The following is a 23,740-nucleotide window of genomic DNA, read 5'->3' as shown; positions in this document are numbered from 1 at the left end:
TTGGCCTACACGCGGAATGGCCAGCCGGTGACCTTCTTTACCCGGGGCGCCGCGTAGGTGCGCACCTTCGATGTGGTCAGACCCATCCGAACCAGACCTTCGGCGATGGTGACGGCCGAGCGGACTCCGTCGACGATCGGGACGCCGGTCGCGGCCTTCACCTTCGCCTCAAGTTCGGCCATGCCGCCGCAGCCGAGACAGATCACTTCGGCGCGATCGTGCTCGACCGCCTCTCGCGCCTGGCGCACGATCGCCTCGACCGCCCGATCGGGATCTGATTCGAGTTCGAGCACACCGAGTCCGGACGCCCGTACCGACGCGCACCGTGCGTCGAGTCCCGCGAGCTTGAGACGGTCTTCGATCAGCGGGACGGTGCGGTCGAGCGTGGTGACGACCGAGTACTTGTGTCCGAGATACATCGCCGTCGACGCGGCCGCCTCGGTGATGTCGACCACCGGGACGTCGAGCAACTCCTGCAGACCTTCACGCCCGTGCTCGCCGTAGCCGGCCTGGATCACGGCGTCGTACGGTTCGGGGTACGCGGTGATGGCGTCCATGACAGCGATGGCGGCAAGATAGCTCTCGAAGTTTCCTTCGCACGAGTCCGCACCGAATCGCGGTGTGATGCCGACGATCTCGGTGCCCGAAGATGCGACTCCGCGCGCCGACTCGGCGATCGCGTCGGTCATCGAGGCAGTCGTGTTGACGTTGGCTACGAGGATTCTCACGGCACTCCCCTAGTGCGTGCTGTCCACGGCGATGGGCTCACCGGAGACATCGTTGAACGGTCCGCGACGGTCCGCGACCGCCAGGTACACGATCGCACCGAGCCCCGCCCCGATGAACCACGAGAACTCCGCGACCACCTTGAAGGCCGGGACGAACGCCAGCAGAAGGGCCACCACCGCGGTGACGACGAGGGCGATCACGGCTCGGACGTTGATGCCCTTCGCATAGTGGTATTCGCCCTTCGCATCGGTCGTGAACAGGTCCAGCACGTTGATCTTCGAACGCCGCACCAGCCAGTAGTCGGCCATGATGATGCCGAACAGCGGACCGAGGATGGCACCGAGTCCGCCGAGGAAGTAGTTGATGACGGCAGGGGTGTTGTACAGGTTCCACGGCAGGATCACCAGGCCGATGACGGCCGAGATGAATGCTGCGCGACGGAAGTTCAGGTGCTTCGGGAACAGGTTGTTCAGCGCATAGATCGGGGCGACGAAGTTCGCCATCAGGTTCACGGCGATGGTCAGGATCAGCAGCGCGAGTGCGGCGAGCACCAACAGCAGGGTGCTCGGCACTTCCTGGACGATGTCGGCCGGTGCCTCGATGACGCGTCCGTCGATGCGGAACTGCGCGCCGGCCAGGGTGATGACGATGCCGCCGAACACCAGCATGTTGAGCGGGATGCCCCAGAAGTTGCCTCGCACGATTGCCGGCTTCGATGTCGCGTTACGGGTGAAGTCGCAGAAGTTGAGGACGAACGTGCCGTAGATCGCGACCCACAGGCTGGCGCCGCCGATGATCTTCAGCCACATGTCGAGGCCGGTCAGCGAGTCGGGCGTGCTCCACGCGATGCTCCAGTCGGCGTTGTTGAGCATCCAGATCGCGAGAGCGATCATCGTGATCAGGATGACCGGACCGGCGAACGCCTCGTACTTGCGGATCATCTCCATGCCGTAGCTGACGATGATCACCTGGATCACCCAGAGCGCGACGAACGAGATCCAGCCGAGCGTCGACAATCCCAGGAAGCTGTTCGAGTCCAGGGTCTCGGCGGACGGTGCGAGCGCGATGATCATGATCCGCAGCACCACCGACGCGAGGTAGGTCTGGATGCCGAACCACGCGATCGCGACCGCGCCGCGGATGAGGGCCGGGATCTGCGCACCGCGGATGCCGAACGCGATGCGGCTCATCACCGGGAACGGGACGCCGGTCTTCTCCCCCATGAACCCGGACAGGTTGAGCAGCAGGAAGAGAAAAACTCCACCGAGTGCGAGGGCGAGCAAGATCTGCCACCCGCCGAGGCCGAGCGCGAACAGCCCGATGGCGAACGAATAGTTGCCGAGGCTGTGGACGTCGTTCGCCCACAGGGTGAAGATGTTGTACGCGCCCCACCGTCGACCTTCACGCTTGGTGGGCGCCAGATCGGGGTTGTACAGATCTGGACTGACGCCGGCGAACGGGGTTGCCTCGTGACGACCGGAGTCGCCGATCAGCCCGGTGGACTCTGTGCTCATGGACACGCCTGTCACGGTCGGAGCGCCGACGCTCCGCGTCGCCGCTGGAATTCCACCTTGCGGAAATAGTATTCCGCAAGTTGGGTAAGTAACTCGCATCGGGACACCACCTGTCAACCCTCGGCGCGATTGACTGCGTTCGGCACCACCTCTAGAGTCACCAAAAAGTGGAGCTCCAGTTCCACGATGAGGAATTCTCGCAGCAACGGAGACCATCCATGACCGCCGACACCCGCGAGCAGTCGAACCACTCCGATCTCGACCTGGTGGTCCGCGGCAAACGCACGCTGACGACGGCGGGAATCGTCGCCCGCGAGATCGGTATTCGTGAAGGTCGCATCGTCGCGATTGAGCCCTTGGGCAGCGGCCTCGCCGCCACGGAGATCGTCGAACTCACCGACGAGCAGGTCATGATCCCCGGCCTGGTCGATACGCACGTGCACGTCAATGAGCCGGGCCGCACCGAATGGGAGGGGTTCGACTCCGCCACCCGCGCCGCGGCGGCGGGCGGCGTGACCACGTTGATCGACATGCCGCTCAACTCGATTCCCCCGACGGTGAACGTCGAAGCGCTCAATGCCAAGCGCGCGGCGGCCTCGGGCAAGCTACACATCGACGTCGGTTTCTGGGGCGGCGCGATCCCCGGCAACACCGGGGATTTGCGCGGCCTGCACGACGACGGCGTCTTCGGCTTCAAGTGCTTCCTGCTGCACTCCGGCGTCGACGAATTCCCGCATCTCGACGCCGACGAGATGGAGAAGGACATGCGGGTGCTGGCCGAGTTCGACTCCATGATGATCGTGCACGCCGAGGACTCCCGCGCCATCGATCATGCCCCCACTGCCGAGGGTGACCGATACAGCCGCTTCCTGGCGTCCCGGCCGCGCGGCGCCGAGAACGTGGCGATCGCCGAGGTGATCGAGCGCGCGCGGTGGACCGGTGCCCGCGCGCACATCCTGCATCTGTCGTCGTCGGACGCTCTGCCGATGCTCGCAACCGCCAAGCGCGACGGCGTCAGGATCACGGTCGAGACGTGCCCGCACTATTTGACGCTGCTCGCCGAGGAGATCCCCAACGGCGCGACCGCGTTCAAGTGCTGCCCACCGATCCGTGAGGCGTCGAATCGGGAACTGCTGTGGCAGGGCCTGCTCGACGGCACAATCGACTGCATCGTCTCCGACCATTCACCGTCGACGATCGATCTGAAGGACGTCGAGAACGGCGACTTCGGCGTTGCGTGGGGTGGTGTCGCCTCGCTGCAGCTGGGGCTGTCGTTGATCTGGACCGAGGCCAAGCGCCGTGGCGTGGCACTTACCCGGGTGATCGACTGGATGGCGGCCAAGCCCGCCGAGCTCGCCGGGTTGAACAACAAGGGCAAGATCGCGCTGGGTTACGACGCCGATTTCGCGATTTTCGAGCCCGAGTCTGCGCACGTGGTCGACGTACACAAACTGCATCACAAGAACCCGATCAGCCCGTATGACGGGCGTGCACTCGCCGGCGTCGTGACGGGAACGTGGTTGCGCGGCAAGCGAATCGACTTGAAGACCCCGCAGGGCCGGATGCTGCGGCGCGGCGGCGTGTAGCGTGTGAAATTCGCCGATCAGCGGTGAAGTTCGTACCCTTCCCCCGTGAGCGCCATCGACCCCGACAAGCTGAGAACCTGCCTGCAGGTGCTCTCCGACATTGAGGCGTTGCCGCCCGAACACCCCGACGCCGTCGCCGTGCGCAGGGCAACGGCGAGCATCTTCAAGTCGGTCCGTAAGGCCCGCCGGCACGCCAAACGCGACGCCATCACTGCGGCCGACCGCGCCGTCATCGCCGCCACCGCCACCGGCGCACCGGGCCGCATCGACGACGAGACGGCCGGGCTGCCCTTGGTGTCCACTGCCGATGGAGCCACCGCCGGCACCCTGCAGCGGTCCCGGGCCTGCTACGTCTGCAAGACCCACCACACCGTGGTCGACGCGTTCTACCACCAGCTCTGCCCGACCTGCGCGGCACTCAACAGGGCCAAGCGCGACGCCCGCACCGACCTGACCGGCCGGCGAGCCCTGCTCACCGGCGGCCGAGCCAAGATCGGTATGTACATCGCGTTGCGGCTGCTGCGCGACGGCGCGCACACGACCATCACGACGCGCTTTCCGCACGACGCCGTGCGGCGCTTCGCCGCGATGCCCGACAGCGCCGACTGGCTGCACCGGCTGCGCATCGTGGGCATCGACCTGCGCGATCCCGCGCAGGTGGTGGCGCTGGCCGACACCGTCGCCGCGGAGGGTCCGCTGGACATCCTGATCAACAACGCCGCCCAGACCGTGCGCCGGTCTCCGGGTTCGTACGCAGCCCTCGTCGAGGCCGAGCGCACCGCGCCGACCGAACTCGAACTCGTCGACGTCATCTCGTTCGACCGAGTCAGCGACGCCCACCCCGCGGCTCTCGCCGGGAGCCTGGCTGAGCAGGACGCCCCGCACGCGGTCACCGAGCTCGCGCTCAAGGCACGCAGCGCCTCGCCGGAACGGATCGCGGCGGGCACGGCCATCGACGCGGGCGGGTTGCTGCCCGACACCGCGCCGGTCAACAGCTGGACCCAACGGGTGCATGAGGTCGATGCGATGGAACTTCTCGAAGTCCAGCTGTGCAACCAGACGGCTCCGTTCATCTTGGTCAGCCGACTGCGGCCGGCGATGGCCGCCTCGTCGGCGCGCCGCAAGTACGTCGTCAACGTCTCGGCGATGGAAGGTCAGTTCAGCCGGGCCTACAAGGGGCCCGGACACCCGCACACGAACATGGCCAAGGCCGCGCTGAACATGCTCACGCGGACCAGCGCCGGCGAAATGCTGGAGCAGGACGGCATTTTGATGACCGCGGTGGACACCGGTTGGATCACCGACGAGCGCCCGCATCCGACAAAGCTGCGCCTGGCCGACGAAGGCTTTCACGCCCCACTGGATCTGGTCGACGGAGCCGCGCGTGTGTATGACCCGATCGTGCGCGGGGAGGCCGGCGAGGACCTCTACGGCTGTTTCCTGAAGGACTATTCGCCGGGCAACTGGTAGTGGGTTCCGCCCGCACCGCCGCGGTGATCTGGGTGCTCGGCGCGACCGTCTATCTGGTGTGCGAGGCCGTCGCGGCGGCGGGCTTTCCCGGCTACAGCTACCTCGCCGACTACATCAGCGATCTGGGTGTCAGCGACGTGATGAACGTCGGCGCGTTCGTGGTGCACGGAATCCTGTTCGGGCTCGCAGCGGTGGTGTCGGCCCGCGGTTGCGCGGCGATGGCGGCGAGGGTGTTCGTGGTTGCCGCCGTGGCGAATACGGTGGGCAACGTCCTAGTGGGCACGTTTCACAGCGGGGCGCCCGACGCGCGCTGGCACGTCGTGGGAGCGGGGTTGGCCATCGTGGGCGGCAACGTCGCGGTAATCGCGGCGGGGTTCGCCGGCCGCGCGCTGCGGGCGCCTTCCTGGGCGATCCGGACGAGCTTCGCGCTCGGAACCTTCGGCCTGGTGTGCCTGACCACCCTGATCATCGACGGCGCCACCGGTTCTCGCGTGTTACCGGCCGGCCTCGTGGAGCGGGGATCGGTGTATCCGATCATCGCCTGGGAAGTGCTCGCCGGCGTCACGCTCCTGCGTCGGCGGTAGACGGTGGCGCCTCCGGCGGTGCAGGCCCACCACGACACGCATGCAGATACGCCGGGTAGTCCCAGGTCCGCAGGAACTCCTCGGCAGCGCGCACTCCGCGTTGAATGAGCGCGTCGCGTTCCTCGGCGCTGATGCCGAAATCGAGGGGGCCGACGTTCTCGGTGGGTACGAAGATCGTCCGCTGGACCGTGCACCTGTCGTCGATGTAGGCGGCGTCCTGATCGCTGATCAACGTCTCCAAGGCCGCGAACGCCAACGACAGCGGACCGTAGATCTCGTGGGTCGGCGCGCGCCCGGCCGGCGCCGAGAGTCGGATCCCGAACGTCGGCCAGCGCGGCTGGTCGTCGGAGCTGTCGAACAATTGGACCGGGAAGTTCGACAACAGACCACCGTCGACCCACGTGGCCCCGCCGACCTCGACCGGCTGAAACGCGAACGGCACCGCCGAGGACGCACGCACCGCCCGCGCGACTGGGAAGTCGTCAGGATCCAGACCGTGGTTGGGCAGATCCCAGGGAATGCGGACCAACCGACGTCGTGACAGATCGCTGGCCGTGACCACCAACGACCACGCATTGCGCTCCGACTCTTCGCCGGTACGCAGATCACCGAACGTGCGAACGCCCAACCCTCCGAGTAGCTCGGTCAGCAGGTTCTCCAGATAGTCGCCCCGGTACAGCCCGTTGTTGGCGGCCAGCGACAACGCCGGGCCCACCACCGGTATCCGCGTGAGCAGAGTCGGGTCGGCGAACTTGGAGTAGTCGATCTCCTGCGCGAGCGCGTCGAGACGCGACAACGGCTCCCCTGCGGCTTGAAGTCCCGCGATCAACGAGGCCACTACCGAACCCGCGCTCGAACCGGCGACCCTGGGGAACTCGTATTCTGCGGCGGCGAGTACATGCACGGCTCCGACCAGGCCGATGCCGCGGACACCCCCGCCTTCACACACCAGATCTGCGCGGTTCATGTGCGCCTCCTTCCGCACCTGATCCCAGGCTAGGCCGCATCAGCGGCGACCGTGTCATCTCTGATCGCCTGCGGTCGGTACTTGTGGGGACCGCCGAGCTCCGGTGATGCGCAACTGGTTGCCGCCCAGCCGGATCCGGCCGTCCGACCTACAGCCCCGCTTCGAGACCCTCACCTACGGCGAGACCTGGGCGCGGGTCCGGGCGCCGGCGCAGGCGCTGATCGACGATCCTTTCCGCCCCGCGGACTGGGTCGCGACGCTGGGTTTCACCAGCGTCGACTGCGCCATCGTCGACATGTTCACCCGCCCGATGCTGAGCCTGGCGCTGACCGGCAACTCGTTCTACGAGCTCGACGAGGGCGGCAGCCGACAGCGTGCCGACTTCGACGTCCTGCCAGTCGAATTCATCGCCGACGCCATCTCCACCATCGGTGCGGAGGTGCTCGACGGTTTCGAGACCTATTACGTCATGAGCCCTGCCGGGGCGGCAACGGCCTCGCTGCTGCCGCTGATCCACAACTACCAGCGGCCGGAACACCCGATCGGTGATCGTCAAATACCTGACCGATCTGGAGTTGCTCGGGCTGATCTAGTTTCCCTGGCGAGCTGACCGTCCTACCGTGAAACCCATGCCCGAAACCATCGATGTCGCCCATCCACCGGAAGCGCTGCTCAAGGTCGTCAACCCCACGCTGCGGTTCGCGCTGCGTACACCCCTGGGTGGCGCGCTCAAACAGTTCATGCTCGTCAGCTTCACCGGACGCAAGACTGGCCGCCGCTTCACCGTGCCCGTCAGTGCCCACCATCTCGACGGTGACTTCTACGTCATTCTCGAGGCGGGCTGGAAGCACAACTTCCGCGACGGAGCCACCGCCGAGGTCACCCACAACGGCAAGACGACACGGATGCACGGTCAGCTCATCACCGACCCCGCGGCCGTCGCAGACATCGTGCACCGCGTCGCAGCGTCCTACGGCGTCAAGAAGGCCCAACAGAGCATGGGCCTGAAGTTCGGCGGCGACACTGTCCCCACAAGAGAGGAGTTCCAGTCGGCAGCAACGCGTCTCGGCATCGCCGCCATCCGGCTCACCCCGGCGACGTAGCGCAGAAAATCGTGTTGGCCACACCGCACCTTCTTCTCTCTGGCCGTCAAGCCAGGAGGCCGGAACCTGTCCACACAGTCGTCAGCAGGCGTCCGGCGCCGAGTCGTAGGTGTTGATGGCCTCAACCTTGCTTGCCGACGCACTCTGCGGATCGAACTCGTAGCCGAGCCACTCCCGGGCGAGCCGGCGGGCCAGCTCCAGTCCGATCACGCGCTGGCCGAAGCAGAGCACCTGCGCATTGTTGGACAGTACCGAACGCTCGACGGAGAAGCCGTCGTGCGCGGTGACCGCCCGGATGCCCGGCACCTTGTTGGCACTGATCGCCACGCCCAGTCCTGTGCCACACACCAGCAGCGCACGATCGGCCTTGCCCTCGGCCACCACGCGCGCCGCCGCGACCGCGACATGGGGATACGCGGTGTTCTCGTCCGTGCCGACGCCGACGTCTATCACGTCGGCGACCCGGTGGTCGGCCTGCAGATCACCTTTGAGGGCTTCCTTGTACTCGTATCCGGCGTCGTCGGAGCCGACGACGATGCGCAGTCCTTGACCAGAACCTGAGGCCATATCGGTCACTTCCTTTTCGCGATGAGGCTGTCGGCGACGGTGCTCGCGCACATCGCCAGTGAGGTGGCGCCGGCGTCGGGAGTGCCGATGCTGCGCTCGGCGAGCGGCCGTGCCCGGCCGACCTTGGGCCGCAGATCCGCCGTGGCTTTCGCGGCGTCGGTGGCGACGTCGGCTGCTGCCCGCCACGCGTCCTGCAGTTCCTGCCCGTCGGTCACCCGGCGCTGCAGCTCGTCCACGAACGGCAGCAGCGCGTCGAGCATCGTCTTGTCTCCCGGGGCGGCGCCCCCGAGGCTGACCAACGCGTCGTACCCGTCCCGCATTCCGGCGGCCACGGTCACCGGGTCGGGTCGGCCGGTGTCACCGAGCCGGGTGCCGAGCGCGGACAGCAGAGCGCCCCACAGCACGCCGGACGTCCCGCCTGCCTTGGCCGCCCATTCTTTGCCCGCCTCGGTGAGCACCGAGCCCTGTCCACCGCCTGCGGCCACCGCCTTGTCCGCGGCCTGTGACGCCGCCGCCGAGCCCTTGACCATGCCGCGGCCGTGGTCACCGTCCCCGGCCACGGCGTCGATGCGGCCCAGCTCATCCTCCGCGTCGGCCAGCATCGCCGCCATCGCGCTCAGAGCGCGGGCCACCACCTGGGCCCCGCGGCGTCCGTCGTCGTCGGAGCGCTCGGCCAGGTCCGGGGTCTGTGCTGCGGACTGCAGTTCGGCCTCGGTGCGGAGTTCGCCTGCGGCGCCGGTGATCTCGCCGGCCGCCGCACCTTTGCGGTATGCCGGTGTGTCGGCAGGCGAGGTCCAGTACCGCTCGAGTTCGTCGTCGAGCCACATCAGGGTCAGCGAGCAGCCCGCCATGTCCAGGCTGGTGACCAGCTCGCCGACCTCGGGTTCGACGATTTCGTAGCCACGGTCGCGCAGCAGCCGGGCGACCGTGCCCCACACGACGAAGAGCTCTTCGTACTTGGTGCGTCCGAGCCCGTTGAGGATCACCGCGATTCGCTTCGATTCGGTGTCCGGATGGTCGGCGAGGACCCCGTCAACCAGCGTCTCGGCCAGCGAAGCCGCGGTGGGCATGGGCTCGTCGGCGACGCCCGGCTCACCGTGGATGCCGAGCCCGACGCCCATCTTGCCCTCGGGGACGGTGAACAGCGGATGGTCCGCCCCGGGCATCGTGCAGCCGTCGAACGCCACCCCGAGCGTGCGGGTCGCGGCGTTGGCCGCCTCGGCGACCCGGACCACGCCCGCGAGATCGAGCCCGTCCTCGGCTGCTGCGCCGGCACACTTGAACACCGTGAAATCGCCTGCGATGCCGCGTCTTTTCGACTCTTCACCTTTGGGGGCGCTGGCGATGTCGTCGGTGACGGCGAAGTAGTGCGCGTCGATGCCCTCGCTGCGCAGTTGAGTGACGGCGAGGCCGAAGTTCATCACGTCGCCCGCATAGTTGCCGGTGGTGAGCAGCACGCCGGCGTCACCGTGCGCCGCCCGGGCCACAGAGGCGGCCTCCTCCGCCGATGGCGAGGTGAAGATGTTGCCGACCACCGCGCCGTCGGCGAACCCGAAACCGACCGTCCCGCAGAAGGCGGGATAGTGGCCGGAACCGCCGCCGATGACGACGGCCACCTTGCCCGGTCGGGTGCGGTGCGCGCGGACCACACCGCCGGGCACCCCGACGACATAGCGCGCGTTGGCGTCTAGGAAGCCGTTCAGCATGTCCTCGGTGAAGCGGGCAGGGTCGTTGTAGAGCTTGGTCATCGCAGCCGCTGTCCGGTGTCGGTGTCGAACAAATACACCCGCTCGGCGGGAGCGGTCACCGACACCTCCTGCTCGGGTTCGTAGTCCTGCTCGGCGGGGGTCTGCACGACGATGCCCTCCTCGATACCGGCCACCGTGCTGGTGGCCAGGCCGAATTCCAGCAGGTGCTCGAAGTACGCGACGGTCGCCGCGACACCACCGGAGCTTACGGTGCCCCGGGCGGCGAGCCCGCAGTCCTGCGGCCGGATTCCCACCGTGACCCGCGTCCCGTCGGCCACGTCCGTGGCCGTGGTGTCCAGGGCGCCCGCCCCCGAGCCGACCTCGACCCGCACCCGGTCCCCGTCGCGGCAGACGACTCCGGACAGGACATTGATCTGCGGTTCACCGACGAACTCGGCGACGAACAAATTCGCCGGGTCGTCGAACACCTCGTCGGGGGTGCCGAACTGCTGGACCACGCCACCGTCCATGACGGCCAGCCGGTCGGCCAGCGAGAGGGCTTCGACCTGGTCGTGGGTGACCACGATGGTGGTGTAGCCGAATTCGCGCTGCAGCACCTTCAATTCGCGTCGGACACGGTTGCGTGCGGACGCATCCAGGTGGCTCAGGGGTTCGTCGAGCAGCAGCACCGGCGGATTGCGCACGAGCGCCCGGGCCAACGCGACGCGCTGCTTCTGACCGCTGGACAGCCCCGCCGGCCGCAGGTCCATGAGGTCGTTCATCTCGAGTCGATCGGTGATCGAGGCCACCATTTTCTCCGCACCTTTGACCTTGCGAGCCTTCAGGCCGTACAGCAGGTTGTCGCGGACCGACATCGGCGGGTACAGCGCGTAGCTCTCGAAGCCGACGCCGATGCCGCGTTTGGCCGCGGGCAGCTGGGAGATCTCGCGGTCACCGATCTTGATGGATCCGCTGGTGACGGTTTCCAGCCCCGCGATCATGCGCAGCGTGGTCGTCTTGCCGCAGCCGGACGGGCCCAGCAGCGCGACCAGTTCGCCCGGCTCGATGTCGAGGTTGATGCCCTTGACGGCGGTGACTGTGTCCCTCCCGCGCGACGCATACGTCTTGACGAGGTCGCGCAGTGTCAGGCTCTGTGCGCTTTGCCGGGTGGTCTTGTCGATCGTGACGCTCACTGAACCGCCTCCAGGGTCTCGTCGCTCAGCCGGCTGGTGTCCCCGTCGCCCGGCCCGAACACGTGCACGTCGGATTCGGCGATCCGCAACGTCACGGTGTCTCCTTCGCCGACACCGTGCCGGCCCGAGGTCAGCGCGATCAGCTGGGAGCCGCCGACGTCGACGGTCAGCTCGATGTTGCGGCCCAACCGCTCGGCCAGCATCACCCGGCCACGTAGCGAACCCTCCCGGCTGGTGACGTGAAGATCGCAGGGCCGCAAGCCGACCCGGACGCGGTCACCGCGATCGCAGCGCGCGTCAGCCGGAATCGGAACGTCCAGCGACCCGTCCCCCAGCCGGATACGGCCGTCGTCGACCACCCCGTCGAGCAGGTTGATCTCGGGTTGCCCCAGCGAGCGGGCCACGAAGGTGTCCGCGGGCCGTCGCCAGATCTCGTCGGGGGTGCCGATCTGCATGAGGCGGCCCTCGCGCATCACCGCGATCCGGTCACCCAGCGCGAGCGCCTCCTGGTAGTCGTGGGTGACGTAGACCGTCGTCGTATTCGACATGGCGCCGAGCTGCTTGAGTTCGGCGCGCATCGACGCGCGCAGCTTGGCGTCGAGGTGGCTCAGCGGCTCGTCGAGGAGGTAGACATCGGCCGGGCGCACCAGCACGCGGCCCAATGCGACCCGCTGGCGCTGGCCGTTCGACAGCTCCCTGGGCAGCCGGTTCTTGAGCTGGTTGATGCCGAGCGTGGTGGTGACCTGATCGATCCGCTCAGCCTGATCGGCCGCAGAATACTTGCCGGTGCGCCCGGATTTCAGCGGAGAGGCCAGGTTCTCTGCCACAGTCTTCTGCGGATAGAGCGCATAACTCTCGAAGGCCATCGCGACGTTGCGGTGGTAGGGCTCCACCTGTGTCATGTCGGCTCCGCCGATCGACACCGCGCCGGAGTCGACGTCCACCAGGCCGGCGATCGACTTCAGCGTGGTTGTCTTCCCGGCTCCGCTGGGACCGAGGATGACGAAGAACTCGCCGTCGGCGATGTCGAGCGACAGACCCTCGACCGCAACCGTTTTCCCGTACGTCTTGCGGATGTTCGCAACCGATACCGTGGCCATCAGGCCTTCACCGCCCCAAATGACAGGCCCCGCACCAGATACCGCTGAATGGTCAGCGCGAGGATGAGTGGTGGCAGCGCGGCGATCAGCGCCGCGGCCGCCGTGAGGTTGTAGTACGCCTGCCCGCCGCCGCCGAGGAACTTCGTGATGGCGACGGTCACCGTGCCGGCATTGCTGTCGGCCAGGATGAGCGGGAAGACGTAGTTGTTCCAGGCGAAGATGAACGCCAGCAGCGCCGCCGCGGCGATGCCTGGCCGCACGATCGGCAGCGCGACCATCAGGAACGCGCGCCGCCGGGTGTAGCCGTCCAGCAGCGCCGCCTGTTCGAGATCTTCAGGCAGATCCTGGAAGTAGGACCGCAGGATCCACACCACCAGCGGCATGGTCACCAGCTGCAGCACCCAGATCATGCCGACCTTGGTGTCGAACAGCCCGATCTGGTTGTAGATCACGAACAACGGCACGATGACCATCAGTTCGGGTGCGAAGCGGAAGGACAACATGGTGAACATCAGGTCGTTGGAGCCCTTGTACTGCCAGCGTCCGGCCGCGTACGCGGCCGGAATGCCGATCACCAGCGACACGAGGACGGCGCCGCCGCAATTGAGCAGGCTGGTCAGCAGCGAGGCCTTGAAGTCGACGCTGGTCATCTGGGTGCCCTTGTCGGACAGCACCGTTGCGAAGTTAGACCAGGTCGGGCTGAACGAGAAGTAGGTGGTGGTCTGTTGCTCGGCGTTCTTCAGGGCCAGCATCAGCATCCAGAAGATCGGGAACAGCGAGAACAGGAACCAGAGCACCAGTCCGATGTCGGCCGCCACGGCTGAAATCGACCACCGCTTCTGGCCGGGAAGGAGCTCGGCGCGGGACAGTTTGAGTGCCATGATCTTACGACTCCGCTCCGGCAGCGCGCCGCTGCGCCTTTCCGAGCACGCTCACCAGGTAGCGCGCGGTGATGAACACGATGACCCACAGCAGCAGCATGTAGGTGCTGCCCCGCGAGTAGTCCAGGTTGATGATCGAGTCCTCGAAGGCGCCGATCTGCAGCGTGCGGGTGGCTACGCCGGGTCCGCCTGCGGTCAGGACGTAGATGTGGTCGAACACCTTGAGGTTGTCCATGAACCGGAAGATCACCGCGACAAGAATGTAGGGCCACAGCATGGGCAGCATCAGCTTGCGGAACATGTAGAACCACGAAGCTCCGTCGACTTCGGACGCCTCGAACGGCTCTCGGGGCAGCGACCGGATACCGGCCAGCACCAGGATCGCGACGAACGGCGTGAAGATCCAGATGTCGACCAGGATCACTGAGAACAGTGCGTTGGACGCCGACAGCCAGTCGAAGGTGTTCCCCAGTCCCAGAACATGATTGAGAACGCCGAACTGCGGGTTGAACATGAGCTTCCAGATCACGCCGGCGATGACCGGGGCGATCATCAGCGGCAGGATGAGCACCTTCTCGAAGATCTTGCCGATGATCGAGGACCGGTTGAGCAGCAGCGCCAGGCCGACGCCCAGCACCGTCTCGATGAAAGTGGCCAGGAGCGCGAAGGTGACGGTGACCTGAACGCTCTTCCAGAACACCTGGTCGCCGAGCACGGAAGCGAAGTTCTCGAACCAGACGAAGTGCGGATCCGGGTTTACCGCAGCGTAGTTGAGGAAGGCGTAGTACGCGCCGACCGCGAAGGGATACAGGATGCCGATCACGATCACCACGGCGGGGACCGACAGCAGGTAAGGGCGCAGCTTGCGCCGCCATGCCGGAACCTGCGGCCGGTCTGCCCGACTGGACGTGGGTGGCTGATCCGACGAGGTCGACGGAGCTTTGGAAGTCTGAGTTGTCATGAGTGCCGCGGCTCCTAGAGATTGACCTTGGACGTGTTGGTCTTGGCGAGGCTGCGCAGGCGCGTCGCCGCGTCATCTCCGCCGTAGATGTCCTGCAGCGCCACCGCCCAGTTCTGGGTGGTGTCGAAGAACTTCTTCTGCGGCGTGAACTGGATCTTCGACTCTCCGATGACGGTCTCGAACGCCTCGAGGTAGCCGAACTGGTCGGCCGCGACCCGCTTGAACGTGGTGTCGAACACCGACTTGCGCACCGGATCGGCGTACGTGCCGCCTTCGACGGCCTTGTTCATCGACTCCTTGCCGGTCGCCCACTGGATGAACAACCACGCAGGCAATTTGTTGCGCGAGTTGGCGCTCATCGCCCAACTCCACGTCCACAGGTTGGTCTTGTAGTTGCCATCCGGCCCGGCTGGTCCGGCGTACCAGGCCAGGTTGCCGGCCTCCTTGCTCGCCCCCGGCTTGTTCTTGGGGTAGGTGGCGCTGTCGGCGTCGAAGACCATCATCGCGGTGCCGTCACCCAAATCGCCGGTGGCATTGGGGTAGTCGTAGGTCGTCCAGGAGGTCGGCCCAGCCTTGTGCTGCATCTCGATCCACTTCTTCGTGAAATCGATGGCTTTGTCGCTGTCCATCTCCGCCACCAACTCGGAGCCGTTCCAGGTGTAGTCCACCGCGCCTTCGCGGGTGTACTGCGTCATGAACCCGGGGTGGATGGTGGCCCACGACTTGGATCCGCGGGTGGCGATGCCGTAGCGGTTGGCCGAGCGGTCTGTCAGATCGACGGCCAGCTGGATGAAATCGTCGAGGTTGTCGGGAAGTCTCGTGATGCCCTTCTCGTCGAAGATGCGCTTGTTGTAGGCGACCACGTTGTTCTCGAAGCCCCACGGGATCGCCCACTGCCCGCCGGTGCCCAGCGGGTGGCCCAGCGTGAAGTCCCAGCGGGTGGACGTGCGCAAGCCGTCGAAGATGTCCTCGAAGTCGTACTCCGCGCTGGTCGCCGCGCTGTTGCGCAGCCATGGGTCGAGATCCTCGATCCACCCCGGAGGGCCGTACTGCCAGATGAAGTAGGCCCCCAGCATGAAGGCGTCGTGCTTGCCGGAGCCGCCGGCCAGCTCGGTGTTGAGTTTGGTGAAGTAGTCCGCCTCCGGAACCAGGTCCACATTGACATTGATGCCGGTGAGCTCGGTGAACTCCTTGAGCAGCGGCTGGTAGGACAGCTGGTAGGGGTGCGGGGTCTGCAGGATGTTGATCGTGGATCCGGCGGCCTTGCGCCAGTCGAACCCGCCGGTGACGGCGTCGGCGCCGTTGGGCGCACTTGCCTTGCCCCCGACGCCGCACGAGCTCAGCACCGGCACGCTGGCCGCTGCCGCCCCGGCCACGCCGAGCGCCGCGAGCATCTGCCTGCGCGAGAACTGAGGTCCGCGCGCAGAGTTGGGGAAGCGACTCATCAAATGTCCTTCGTTCACGCCGGGATGAGGGAGACCTTGACCGATTCCTTGCCGCTGGCCACCAGGTCCAGCCCCTTCTGGAATTCGGCGAGCGGAAGCTGATGGGTGCAGATCTCGTCCATGGGCAGGACGCCGGATTCGATCATCTTGATCGCGGCCGGCCAGCAGTACGGTCCCAGGTGTGCCCCCAGGACGTCGAGCTCCTTGTCGTCGCTGATGATGCTCCAGTCCACCGATACGTCACTGCCGAACACCCCGTACTCGACGTAGCGGCCGAGTTTGCGTAACAGGTTGAGCCCCTGCGGGACTGCCGAGGGATGCCCGGTCCCCTCCAGGTACACGTCGGCACCGTAACCGCCGGTGAGCTCCTTGACGATGGCGACGGCATCCTGCTCGGCGACGTTGATCGTGATGTCGGCGCCGCACGCCTTGGCCAGCTCGAGCTTCTCGGCCGCCATGTCCAGGGCGATCACGTGCATCGGGTTCTTGGCGCGAGCGCCGGCCACCATCCCGAGACCGATCGGGCCGCATCCGGCCACCACAACCGTGTCCTCGAACAGGATCTGTGCCCGTTCGACGGCGTGCAACGAGCACGACAGCGGTTCGGCGAAGGCTGCATGCTGCGGTGCGATGTCACCGGAAACCTTGTGCACCAGCGCTTCTACCGGATACACCATGTAGCTGGCCATCGCCCCGGGGGTCCGCCGTTTGAAGCCGTAGAGGTCGTGCGGCTGGCACATGTGGTACTGGCCACGCTTACAGAACCGACACTTCCAGCAGGGCACGATCTGCTCGGAGACCACTCGGTCGCCGACGGCGATTCCCCACCGCTGCGCGGCCTCGTCGTCGAGTTCGACGACCCGGCCCGCGAACTCGTGGCCCGGGATCACCATCGTCTCGGCCCACGCAGGCCGGTTCTCGTCGCCCCAGAACTTCGCCGCGCCGTGGTAGCACTTCAGGTCGCTGGCACAGATGCCGACCGCCTCGACCTTGATCAAGGCCTCGCCGGGCCCGCGCCGCGGTACGGCGACCTCTTCGAGTCGGTAGTCGTGGGGCCCGTGACAGACAACTGCCTGCATTTTCTCCGGGATCTGAGCGGCCATCGCTGGTTCCTCCATCTGTGTTCGCAGTCACAGTAGCGGAGCCCGTGCACATCTGTCCAGAACGTCTGTTCAGGAAAATTCTTTTCAGAGCAGTTGTTCGATGTCATACTCTGTGCCATGCCCCGGCCGGCTCAGTCCACCCCCTCCGCTGCGAAAACAGATGGCGTGGCGGCCGACGGCGAAGGCAGTCACTTCTCCCCCTCGTTGCTCTACACCGCCGCGCGGCTGTACTACGAGGACGACGCGACCCAGGCCGAGATCGCGACGCAACTCGGAACCAGCCGGGCGACGGTCAGCCGATTGCTCGCCGAGGCCAAACGTCAGGGCATCGTGCGGATCGAGGTCGTCGCACCGGCCGACGCCCAGCCCAAGGAGCTGGCCGACCGGCTGGCGCGCGCACTCAACCTGAACACCGTGTACCTGTCGCCCCCGATGCCGGCGCCCGGACCGGGCCGTAGCGTGGTCGACGTGATGGGGCGGGTGCTGGCACCCGCGACGGCCCGCGCTCTCAGTGAAGCGGGCCTGCTGCCCGGGGATGTCCTGCTGGTCTCTTCGGGACGGACGGTCTACGAACTGGCCCAGTACGAACTCACCCCGCTACCCGGGGTCGTGGTGGCACCGACGGTCGGCGGCAACGACCAGCCCTACGAGTGGTACCAGACCAACGAGATCACCCGGCTCGTCGCCAATCGGGTCGGCGGACGCGCGAATTACCTTTTCGCACCGGCGCTTCCGGGCCCGGCCCTGTACCAGTCACTTCTTGAGGACCCCAGCATCCAACGTGTCCTGCACCAGTGGCCACGTGCCCGTTGCGCGCTCATGGGTGTCGGCGCCCCTCCTCTGACCCGCTCCGACATCCCGCAGTTCGTACCCACCGACTCGACCTCGCTTCGCTCCGCGGTGGGCGATGTGTGCTCCCGCTTCTACGACCGCAACGGCGACCCGGTCGCGTTCGAAGGTATGGAGCGGTTGATCGCACTGGAACTGGAAGCGCTGCAGCATATTCCGGTGACGATCGCGGTGGCTGTGGGCAAGGACAAGGTCGATTCGATCACCGCGGGGGCGCGCGGCGGCTACTTCAACCGGCTCGTCACCGATCCCGCCACCGCAGAGGCACTGCTCAACGAGATCAACTCGACCGAGGAGGGTTCGTGACGACTGCGGCCGCTGCCAGGTATGCCGGCGTGCAACGACTGGATGGCAAGCGCGCGTTGGTTACCGGCGCGAGCAAAGGCATCGGCGCCGACATCGCCCGCGCGTTCGCCTCGGCCGGTGCGCACCTGGTGCTCAGCGGGCGCGATCAGGACGAACTCAACCGCGCAGGTCAGGCGCTGCACGACGAGTTCGGTATCCGAACGTTCGCGGCCGCTGTCGATCTGGCCGATCGGGACGGTCCGGCGACCCTCGCCCGGATGGCCGCAGACGCGTTCGGCGGCCTGGACATCCTGGTCAACAACGCCGGCATCTCGCACCCCGAAGCGGTCGTCGACACCCACCCGGATCTGTTCGACGCCACGATCGCGGTCAACTTGCGAGCACCTGCACTGCTCGCGGCGCGGGTGGGAGCGCACATGGTCGAGCAGGGCACCGGGGGCGCGATCGTCACCGTGGCTTCGGCGGCTGCGCTCGCCCCGCTCCCCGACCACTACGCCTACTGCGCATCCAAGGCGGGACTGGTGATGGCGACCAAGGTCCTCGCGCGCGAGCTGGGCCCGCACGGGATCCGCGCCAACTCGGTGTGCCCGACGGTGGTGCTCACCGAGATGGGGCAACGGGTGTGGGGCGAACCCGCCAAGGCAGCCCCGATGCTCAACCGGATCCCTCTGGGCCGCTTCGCCGTTCCCCACGAGGTTTCCGACGCGGTGGTGTTCCTGTCGTCAGACGCCGCCAGCATGATCAACGGTGTCGAGATCGCCATCGACGGCGGCTACACGATGGGTTGACCGGTCAGATCGACTCGACGTCGGCAAGGCGATGCATCTGATCACGGGTGCTGGGATACAACTGCGCCCACGTCCGGTAGAGCTGGTCATACATCGCCCGGTTGCGCGGATCGGGTGTGATTTCCCGGGCGATAGTGGCCCAGTCCGTATCGGGCGGTACCAGGCCGACGCCGACGGCGGCCAGCAGCGCGCCGCCGTAGCTCGCCCCGATCGCCTGTTCGGGCACCAGCTGTGAGCGACCGGTCACGTCGCTGACCGCCTGCGCCCAGACCGGACTTTTCAGCCCGCCGCCGACGGCGACGGTGCGGGTGCCTGAATGCGCGTCGTCGAAGCGTTCCAAAATCTGCCGGATCCCGAAGGCGATCCCTTCGTAGGCCGCCCGGAACAGGTGCCCCCTGCCGTGACGCAGGGTCAGGCCGGCCAGCAGGCCGCGAGCCTGCGGGTCGAACACCGGGGTCCGCTCACCGGCCAGGTAGGGAAGCATGAGCAGCCCTTCACTGCCCGGCGGCACAGCCAGCGCCTCGGCGGTCAGCTCGTCGAAGGAGACCCCACCGGTCAGGGCCTGAAGCCAACTGATCAGGGTTCCTGCCGTGGAGGTGCCTGCGGCCAGCGCCAGGCTGCGCGGCTCCACGCCCGCGGTCGTCCACAGCGTCGGGTCGCTGTGGTACTCGTCGATCATCTGCACCAGGAACATGGTGGAGCCGTACATCAGCATCTGGTCACCTGGCCGGCGGACACCGACCGAATAGGCCTCGGAGTAGGCGTCCACGCTGCCCGCGACCACCGGCAGCCCGGCCGGTAACCCGGTCTCGCGTGCGGCGGTCGCCGACACCTCACCGACGATCTCGCTGGGCCAGACCAGCCGCGGAAGCGGCAAATGTCCGCAGATGCGTCCGGCCCACTCGTGGTTCCAGTCGAAATCGCGGGTGGCGTAGAGCGGGTCGCACTGGCTGGCGGTGTGATGGTCCATCACGTATTCACCGGTCAGCTTGGCGGCGATGTAGGAATTGGAGCCATACCAACCCGTCGCCGTCTCGAACACCTGTGGCTCGTGGCTGCGCACCCACTCGATCTTGGGCCCGACCGCCTGGCTCGACAGCAGGGTTCCCGCCCGATCGAGGATGGCCTGTTCGCCCAGTTCCTGTGTCAGCGCGGCGATCTCGGCGTGGGCTCGGGTGTCGATGCCGTACAGTATGGCCGGCCGCAGCGGACGTAAGTCCGCGTCGCACAGCAGCAGGCAGGGGCCTACACCGCTGACACACATCGCGGCCAGCCTCGCACCGACGGGCACCTGTGCCGCCAGCGCGGCGCTGATGGCGCACACTTCCCGCCACCACACCGCTTCGGCATCCACCTCGGCCCAGCCCGGGCGGGGCAGATCCATCCCGTGCGGGACGGACTTGGACGCGATGACCGTGCCCTTAGTGTCGACCAGAACGCCCTTCGTGCTTCCCGTCCCCATGTCGATTCCGAGCAGCAAGTCCACTACTGCACCCTACGGTGCGAGCGTGGCGATTCCCCGGCAGGTGGCGGGCCGGTGGCGAGGATTCCCGGCTTCGGCTTTGCTCGGGCGGATCACCGCTGATCTACACTCACGCCGTGGACGTCACAGGAACAAGTGCAATTGTCACCGGTGGAGCATCGGGTATCGGCGCCGCGACTTCCCGGCTGCTGGCATCGAAAGGAGCCCGCGTCGTCGTAGCTGATCTGCAGGCAGAACGTGGGCAGGAGCTGGCACACGAGATCGGCGGCGTGTTTGTCAGCGTCGACGTCACCGACACCGCTCAGATCGAAGACGCGGTGAACACCGCGGTCGACCTCGGTCCGCTACGCGTGCTCGTCAACTCGGCGGGAATCGGATGGGCGCAGAGGACCATCGGTAAGGATGGCGAGTTCGCGTCGGCGCACAACCTCGACGCCTACAAGAAGGTGCTGGCCATCAACCTGGTCGGCACGTTCGACTGCATTCGGCTGGCGGCGACGGCGATGAGCCGGCTCGATCTCACCGAGTCCGGCGAACGCGGCGCCATCGTCAACATGACCAGTGTGGCGGCATTCGACGGGCAGATCGGCCAAGCCGCTTACTCGTCGTCCAAGGGCGGCGTCGTCGGGCTGACCCTGCCGGTGGCCCGCGACCTCGCCGCCGTCGGAATTCGGGTGAACACCGTGGCCCCGGGCCTGATCGACACGCCCATCTACGGCGAAGGGCCGGAGTCAGAGGCGTTCAAAGCCAAACTCGGCGAATCGGTTCTCTACCCGCGCCGGCTGGGCAAACCCGAGGAACTCGCCTCGATGGTCGTCGAGCTGATCACCAACTCGTACATGAACGCCGAAGTGGTCCGGGTCGACGGCGGAATCCGTATGCCACCCAAGTGATCCACTGACCGGCGGTGACAACCGGAAAATCCGGGATAACCTGCCAACACCGGCCAATGATGTTCTCCGGCAACGAATCGACATCGCCGCCTCGACGAATCCGGGGCCTGGCTCGAGGAACCGCAGCGCCGTTGAACGTGTCGTGAGATGGGACACGCCAGGTGTAACACCCCCGACGCGGGTGCCGATGAAGATTACCGGTGGCCGGCGGTCACAGCATCGTGAGCACTGTCGAATCGGGCGCGCGAGAACGCTCCGCACGGAGTCCGCTTCTGAGATAGTTCTGTGCAGGGGTAGGGGGAATCTATGACAGTTTGCCTGCGGACCTTGGGGCGCCTCGTCGGCGCGATGGCCCTGGCTGTGGCCGCGTTACCGATCATGATTCCCGTGGCGGGCTCGCAACCGTGCCCCGACATCGGTGTCGTGTTCGCCCGGGGCACCGCCGAGCCGCCGGGGGTCGGTGGCGTCGGCCAGAGATTCGTCGACGCACTCCGAGCGCAGGTGGTTCCCCGGACGGTGGGCGTCCACGGCGTGAACTATCCGGCGAGCAGCAACTTCACCGGTGGCTCCGTCTTCACGATGAACGTCGCCGAAGGCGTGCGCGACGAGGCCGACCATCTGCGCGGCGTGGTCTCGGCATGCCCGAACACCCACATGATTCTGGGTGGATATTCACAGGGCGCCGTTGTGACGGCGCTGACCACTTCAGGTGTGCTGCCCGCAGGCGTGCCCGCCGGAGCCGCTCCCCTTCCGATACCTGCCGACGTCGCCGACAATGTCGCCGCGGTGGTGCTGTTCGGCATGCCGGCGGGCTGGTCGGCAGTCAAGTACGGTGCCCTCGACATCGATGTCGGGCCCGCATATGCCTCCAGAGCCCTCGAGTTGTGCGCACCCGGCGACACCGTCTGCTCGGGTGCCCCGCCGTCCGGTTCCAGCGCGCCGCACCAGCAGTACGCGGTCGACGGTATGGCGGACCAGGCGGCGACGTTCGCCGTCGGTCAGTTGGCGAACCATACCCTCAATGAGCCCTTCCCCCAACTGGCACAGTGACGAACACCTAGTACCCCGCCGGGATGGCGCGACGCTGATGCCCCTCCCCGCTGTGCACAGACTCCGTCGAAACGCCAGGCAGATTCGGGTAGCGCACTACTTGCGACGACAGTGGCTTGAGCGCGGATGCTGGTCCTGGAGAGGACGGGAGAACACGCTATGCGACGGCTCGTAATCTGCTGCGACGGCACCTGGAAGCGTTCAGACGACCCGCTGGTGTCCAATATCGAGAAGATCGCCCGCGCGGTACGGACTCAAGCCACCGATGGCACAAACCAGTTGGTCTTCTCCTCCAATGGAGTGGGCACCAATGGATTCGCTGATCGTATCGTTGGCGGCGCGTTCGGGGTGGGCTTGGACAATGCCATCATCGGCGCCTACCGGTTCTTGGCTTTGAACTATCGGCCGGGCGATCAGATCTTCGTCTTCGGTTTCAGCCGTGGCGCATACACCGCGCGAAGCCTGGTCGGGATGATCGCCCGAATCGGTCTGCTGAACCCGCCGGGCGTCGTGCAAAACCGCCTGTTGAATGCAATGGAGATCTACCGTCGACGGCCTCGCGACGGCACCACCACCACCGAGATCGAGGAGTTCCGTGCCTCGACCTACCGCGGCTCCGACGAACCCGGCTTTCGCTTTCTCGGTGTCTTCGACACTGTCGGCGCGCTCGGAGCGCCGGGCCTCACGAGAAAGAAGTACAAGTTTCATGACGTCGACCTCACCGAGAAGGTCGAGTTCGCCCGCCAGGCGTTGGCGATAGATGAGCGGCGCCTGACTTTCAGCCCCTGTCTGTGGAAACCGAACCGCATAACGGACATTAAGCAAGTGTGGTTCGAAGGGGTCCACTCCGACATCGGTGGCGGCTACCCGGCGACTGCCCCGGCCGATCTCACACTGCGCTGGATGGTGCACGAAGCCTCAGAACGTGGCCTTGAGTTCGATTATGAGCTGTTTCATCCGCTGCAGACTGCACCGCTGTCGCCGAACAATTCCATGAGCCCGGCGTATCAGCTGATCAACATCGTCAAACAGTGCTGGCGCACCGTGCAGCCAAAGAACCGCTCTGAAGTGAGATTCCGTGGCAGCCGCCGGCTTCTCGCAGTCGAGGGTGACGATGACACCACGGAGACGCTTCGGATTGCGGAACCGGCCTACGAACGTTGGTACGACGACACCGAGAGTCGGCACAGGCGTGCCCCCAACATCGGATGGTGGTCTGATTCTGCCCATGACTTGACCGGCCGCGTGGAGGTGATCCCGCCGCTTGGCTACCGTGCGAGCGGTCCCGTCGCGAACAGCCAGTCACGTCGCGCTGCCCTCGAGGGTCGGTTATGACCGTCCTGGACGTCCCCGTGAGGTGAGCCCCCTGTAGTGGTCCAGTCGTTGTGGGACTCTGTTGCCCGAGTGCTCGGGCAGGAAGAATCAATGACGACATGGCAACGAACAAGCGCCGGCGGCACACTCCGGATCAGATCATCCG

General features: G+C 66.5%; 21 protein-coding genes and 1 pseudogene. 10 read left to right on the top strand and 12 right to left on the bottom strand.

What is annotated here, in order from left to right; translation table 11 throughout:
• Nucleotides 1-5: 5 nt before the first annotated feature.
• Together ACTWP6_RS24625 and ACTWP6_RS24620 are read right to left on the bottom strand one after the other, a co-directional pair.
• Nucleotides 6-728 (bottom strand): aspartate/glutamate racemase family protein, encoded by a 723-nt coding sequence (locus ACTWP6_RS24625; RefSeq protein ID WP_260753119.1) that lies wholly within the window; start codon nucleotides 726-728, stop codon nucleotides 6-8.
• 9 nt (nucleotides 729-737) lie between these two features.
• On the bottom strand, nucleotides 738-2,243 hold the full coding sequence (locus ACTWP6_RS24620; RefSeq protein WP_443189039.1) for an NCS1 family nucleobase:cation symporter-1: 1,506 nt from the start codon (nucleotides 2,241-2,243) through the stop codon (nucleotides 738-740).
• A gap of 218 nt (nucleotides 2,244-2,461) precedes the next feature.
• On the opposite strand from ACTWP6_RS24620, the gene allB reads away from it, so the two are divergent.
• Genes allB through ACTWP6_RS24605 form a run of 3 tightly spaced genes read left to right on the top strand, consistent with a single transcriptional unit; the run spans nucleotide 2,462 to nucleotide 5,883 of the window.
• Nucleotides 2,462-3,829 carry an allantoinase AllB gene (gene allB / locus ACTWP6_RS24615; protein WP_260753122.1) on the top strand — a complete coding sequence of 456 codons (1,368 nt, stop codon included), beginning with the start codon at nucleotides 2,462-2,464 and terminating at the stop codon, nucleotides 3,827-3,829.
• Nucleotides 3,830-3,874: 45 nt separating this feature from the next.
• Complete coding sequence (locus tag ACTWP6_RS24610) at nucleotides 3,875-5,299, top strand: SDR family NAD(P)-dependent oxidoreductase (RefSeq protein WP_443189038.1); 1,425 nt, start codon at nucleotides 3,875-3,877, stop codon at nucleotides 5,297-5,299.
• Nucleotides 5,299-5,883, top strand: a complete 585-nt coding sequence (locus tag ACTWP6_RS24605; RefSeq protein WP_443189037.1) for a DUF998 domain-containing protein — start codon at nucleotides 5,299-5,301, stop codon at nucleotides 5,881-5,883. Before ACTWP6_RS24610 ends, ACTWP6_RS24605 begins: the two co-directional genes overlap by 1 nt.
• Here the strand turns inward: ACTWP6_RS24605 and ACTWP6_RS24600 are convergent.
• Nucleotides 5,861-6,850, bottom strand: coding sequence for a patatin-like phospholipase family protein (locus ACTWP6_RS24600; RefSeq protein WP_443189036.1), 990 nt, complete (start codon nucleotides 6,848-6,850; stop codon nucleotides 5,861-5,863). The two genes, ACTWP6_RS24605 and ACTWP6_RS24600, sit on opposite strands and share 23 nt — an antisense overlap.
• A gap of 292 nt (nucleotides 6,851-7,142) precedes the next feature.
• Between ACTWP6_RS24600 and ACTWP6_RS24595 the strand changes: the two are divergent.
• Both ACTWP6_RS24595 and ACTWP6_RS24590 read left to right on the top strand, forming a co-directional pair.
• Nucleotides 7,143-7,394: pseudogene (locus ACTWP6_RS24595) on the top strand (hypothetical protein); the annotation flags it as partial.
• An 85-nt stretch (nucleotides 7,395-7,479) separates the two neighbouring features.
• On the top strand, nucleotides 7,480-7,953 hold the full coding sequence (locus ACTWP6_RS24590; protein WP_443189035.1) for a nitroreductase/quinone reductase family protein: 474 nt from the start codon (nucleotides 7,480-7,482) through the stop codon (nucleotides 7,951-7,953).
• Between the two features lie 81 nt (nucleotides 7,954-8,034).
• On the opposite strand, the gene ACTWP6_RS24585 is transcribed toward ACTWP6_RS24590, so the two are convergent.
• The 8 genes from ACTWP6_RS24585 to eltD form a co-directional block, all read right to left on the bottom strand.
• Complete coding sequence (locus ACTWP6_RS24585) at nucleotides 8,035-8,520, bottom strand: ribose-5-phosphate isomerase (RefSeq protein WP_443189034.1); 486 nt, start codon at nucleotides 8,518-8,520, stop codon at nucleotides 8,035-8,037.
• Nucleotides 8,521-8,525: 5 nt separating this feature from the next.
• Nucleotides 8,526-10,268, bottom strand: coding sequence for a D-erythrulose 4-kinase (gene derK, locus ACTWP6_RS24580; RefSeq protein ID WP_443189033.1), 1,743 nt, complete (start codon nucleotides 10,266-10,268; stop codon nucleotides 8,526-8,528).
• Entirely contained in the window at nucleotides 10,265-11,401 is a 1,137-nt protein-coding gene (locus ACTWP6_RS24575; protein ID WP_443189032.1) for an ABC transporter ATP-binding protein, read from the bottom strand. Before ACTWP6_RS24575 ends, derK begins: the two co-directional genes overlap by 4 nt.
• A complete protein-coding gene (locus tag ACTWP6_RS24570) occupies nucleotides 11,398-12,501 on the bottom strand; it encodes an ABC transporter ATP-binding protein (protein ID WP_260753134.1) in 1,104 nt (367 codons plus the stop codon). Before ACTWP6_RS24570 ends, ACTWP6_RS24575 begins: the two co-directional genes overlap by 4 nt.
• Nucleotides 12,501-13,382, bottom strand: coding sequence for a carbohydrate ABC transporter permease (locus ACTWP6_RS24565; RefSeq protein ID WP_260753135.1), 882 nt, complete (start codon nucleotides 13,380-13,382; stop codon nucleotides 12,501-12,503). Before ACTWP6_RS24565 ends, ACTWP6_RS24570 begins: the two co-directional genes overlap by 1 nt.
• Nucleotides 13,383-13,386: 4 nt before the next feature.
• Nucleotides 13,387-14,343: a carbohydrate ABC transporter permease gene (locus ACTWP6_RS24560; RefSeq protein WP_260753137.1), complete on the bottom strand. Its 957-nt coding sequence runs from the start codon at nucleotides 14,341-14,343 to the stop codon at nucleotides 13,387-13,389.
• 14 nt (nucleotides 14,344-14,357) lie between these two features.
• Nucleotides 14,358-15,737, bottom strand: coding sequence for an extracellular solute-binding protein (locus ACTWP6_RS24555; protein WP_260758141.1), 1,380 nt, complete (start codon nucleotides 15,735-15,737; stop codon nucleotides 14,358-14,360).
• Nucleotides 15,738-15,802: 65 nt separating this feature from the next.
• Nucleotides 15,803-16,891, bottom strand: coding sequence for an erythritol/L-threitol dehyrogenase (eltD, locus tag ACTWP6_RS24550; RefSeq protein WP_443189031.1), 1,089 nt, complete (start codon nucleotides 16,889-16,891; stop codon nucleotides 15,803-15,805).
• A 117-nt stretch (nucleotides 16,892-17,008) separates the two neighbouring features.
• Between eltD and ACTWP6_RS24545 the strand changes: the two genes are divergently transcribed.
• The gene (locus ACTWP6_RS24545) at nucleotides 17,009-18,046 is read left to right on the top strand and encodes a sugar-binding transcriptional regulator (RefSeq protein WP_443189030.1); all 1,038 of its coding nucleotides are present in this window, start codon (nucleotides 17,009-17,011) and stop codon (nucleotides 18,044-18,046) included.
• Nucleotides 18,043-18,834, top strand: coding sequence for an SDR family NAD(P)-dependent oxidoreductase (locus ACTWP6_RS24540; RefSeq protein WP_443189029.1), 792 nt, complete (start codon nucleotides 18,043-18,045; stop codon nucleotides 18,832-18,834). Before ACTWP6_RS24545 ends, ACTWP6_RS24540 begins: the two co-directional genes overlap by 4 nt.
• 4 nt (nucleotides 18,835-18,838) lie before the next feature.
• On the opposite strand, the gene ACTWP6_RS24535 is transcribed toward ACTWP6_RS24540, so the two are convergent.
• A complete protein-coding gene (locus ACTWP6_RS24535; protein ID WP_443189028.1) occupies nucleotides 18,839-20,320 on the bottom strand; it encodes an FGGY-family carbohydrate kinase in 1,482 nt (493 codons plus the stop codon).
• A 113-nt stretch (nucleotides 20,321-20,433) separates the two neighbouring features.
• Here ACTWP6_RS24535 and ACTWP6_RS24530 point away from each other — a divergent pair, with 113 nt between their 5' ends.
• The 3 genes from ACTWP6_RS24530 (at nucleotide 20,434) to ACTWP6_RS24520 (ending at nucleotide 23,595) form a co-directional block, all read left to right on the top strand.
• Entirely contained in the window at nucleotides 20,434-21,210 is a 777-nt protein-coding gene (locus ACTWP6_RS24530) for an SDR family NAD(P)-dependent oxidoreductase (protein WP_260753144.1), read from the top strand.
• 306 nt (nucleotides 21,211-21,516) lie between these two features.
• Nucleotides 21,517-22,260 (top strand): cutinase family protein, encoded by a 744-nt coding sequence (locus ACTWP6_RS24525; RefSeq protein WP_443189027.1) that lies wholly within the window; start codon nucleotides 21,517-21,519, stop codon nucleotides 22,258-22,260.
• A gap of 126 nt (nucleotides 22,261-22,386) precedes the next feature.
• Entirely contained in the window at nucleotides 22,387-23,595 is a 1,209-nt protein-coding gene (locus tag ACTWP6_RS24520; protein ID WP_443189026.1) for a DUF2235 domain-containing protein, read from the top strand.
• The last annotated feature ends 145 nt before the right edge of the window (nucleotides 23,596-23,740 follow it).

Source organism: Mycobacterium sp. 4D054, from assembly GCF_052245755.1.
Classification (GTDB): Bacteria; Actinomycetota; Actinomycetes; order Mycobacteriales; family Mycobacteriaceae; genus Mycobacterium.
The sequence above is the reverse complement of the archived record's forward strand: the minus strand, read 5'-3'. Positions and strand labels throughout refer to the sequence as shown.

Bases quoted from the DNA above. Each gene is read 5' to 3' on its own strand.
- ACTWP6_RS24565 (WP_260753135.1), bottom strand. From the start codon at position 13,382: ATGGCACTCAAACTGTCCCGCGCCGAGCTCCTTCCCGGCCAGAAGCGG.
- ACTWP6_RS24620 (WP_443189039.1), bottom strand. From the start codon at position 2,243: ATGAGCACAGAGTCCACCGGGCTGATCGGCGACTCCGGTCGTCACGAG.
- ACTWP6_RS24525 (WP_443189027.1), top strand. From the start codon at position 21,517: ATGACAGTTTGCCTGCGGACCTTGGGGCGCCTCGTCGGCGCGATGGCC.
- ACTWP6_RS24570 (WP_260753134.1), bottom strand. From the start codon at position 12,501: ATGGCCACGGTATCGGTTGCGAACATCCGCAAGACGTACGGGAAAACG.
- eltD (WP_443189031.1), bottom strand. From the start codon at position 16,891: ATGGCCGCTCAGATCCCGGAGAAAATGCAGGCAGTTGTCTGTCACGGG.
- ACTWP6_RS24520 (WP_443189026.1), top strand. From the start codon at position 22,387: ATGCTGGTCCTGGAGAGGACGGGAGAACACGCTATGCGACGGCTCGTA.
- ACTWP6_RS24545 (WP_443189030.1), top strand. From the start codon at position 17,009: ATGCCCCGGCCGGCTCAGTCCACCCCCTCCGCTGCGAAAACAGATGGC.
- ACTWP6_RS24590 (WP_443189035.1), top strand. From the start codon at position 7,480: ATGCCCGAAACCATCGATGTCGCCCATCCACCGGAAGCGCTGCTCAAG.
- ACTWP6_RS24555 (WP_260758141.1), bottom strand. From the start codon at position 15,737: ATGCTCGCGGCGCTCGGCGTGGCCGGGGCGGCAGCGGCCAGCGTGCCG.
- ACTWP6_RS24560 (WP_260753137.1), bottom strand. From the start codon at position 14,343: ATGACAACTCAGACTTCCAAAGCTCCGTCGACCTCGTCGGATCAGCCA.
- derK (WP_443189033.1), bottom strand. From the start codon at position 10,268: ATGACCAAGCTCTACAACGACCCTGCCCGCTTCACCGAGGACATGCTG.
- ACTWP6_RS24600 (WP_443189036.1), bottom strand. From the start codon at position 6,850: ATGAACCGCGCAGATCTGGTGTGTGAAGGCGGGGGTGTCCGCGGCATC.
- allB (WP_260753122.1), top strand. From the start codon at position 2,462: ATGACCGCCGACACCCGCGAGCAGTCGAACCACTCCGATCTCGACCTG.
- ACTWP6_RS24585 (WP_443189034.1), bottom strand. From the start codon at position 8,520: ATGGCCTCAGGTTCTGGTCAAGGACTGCGCATCGTCGTCGGCTCCGAC.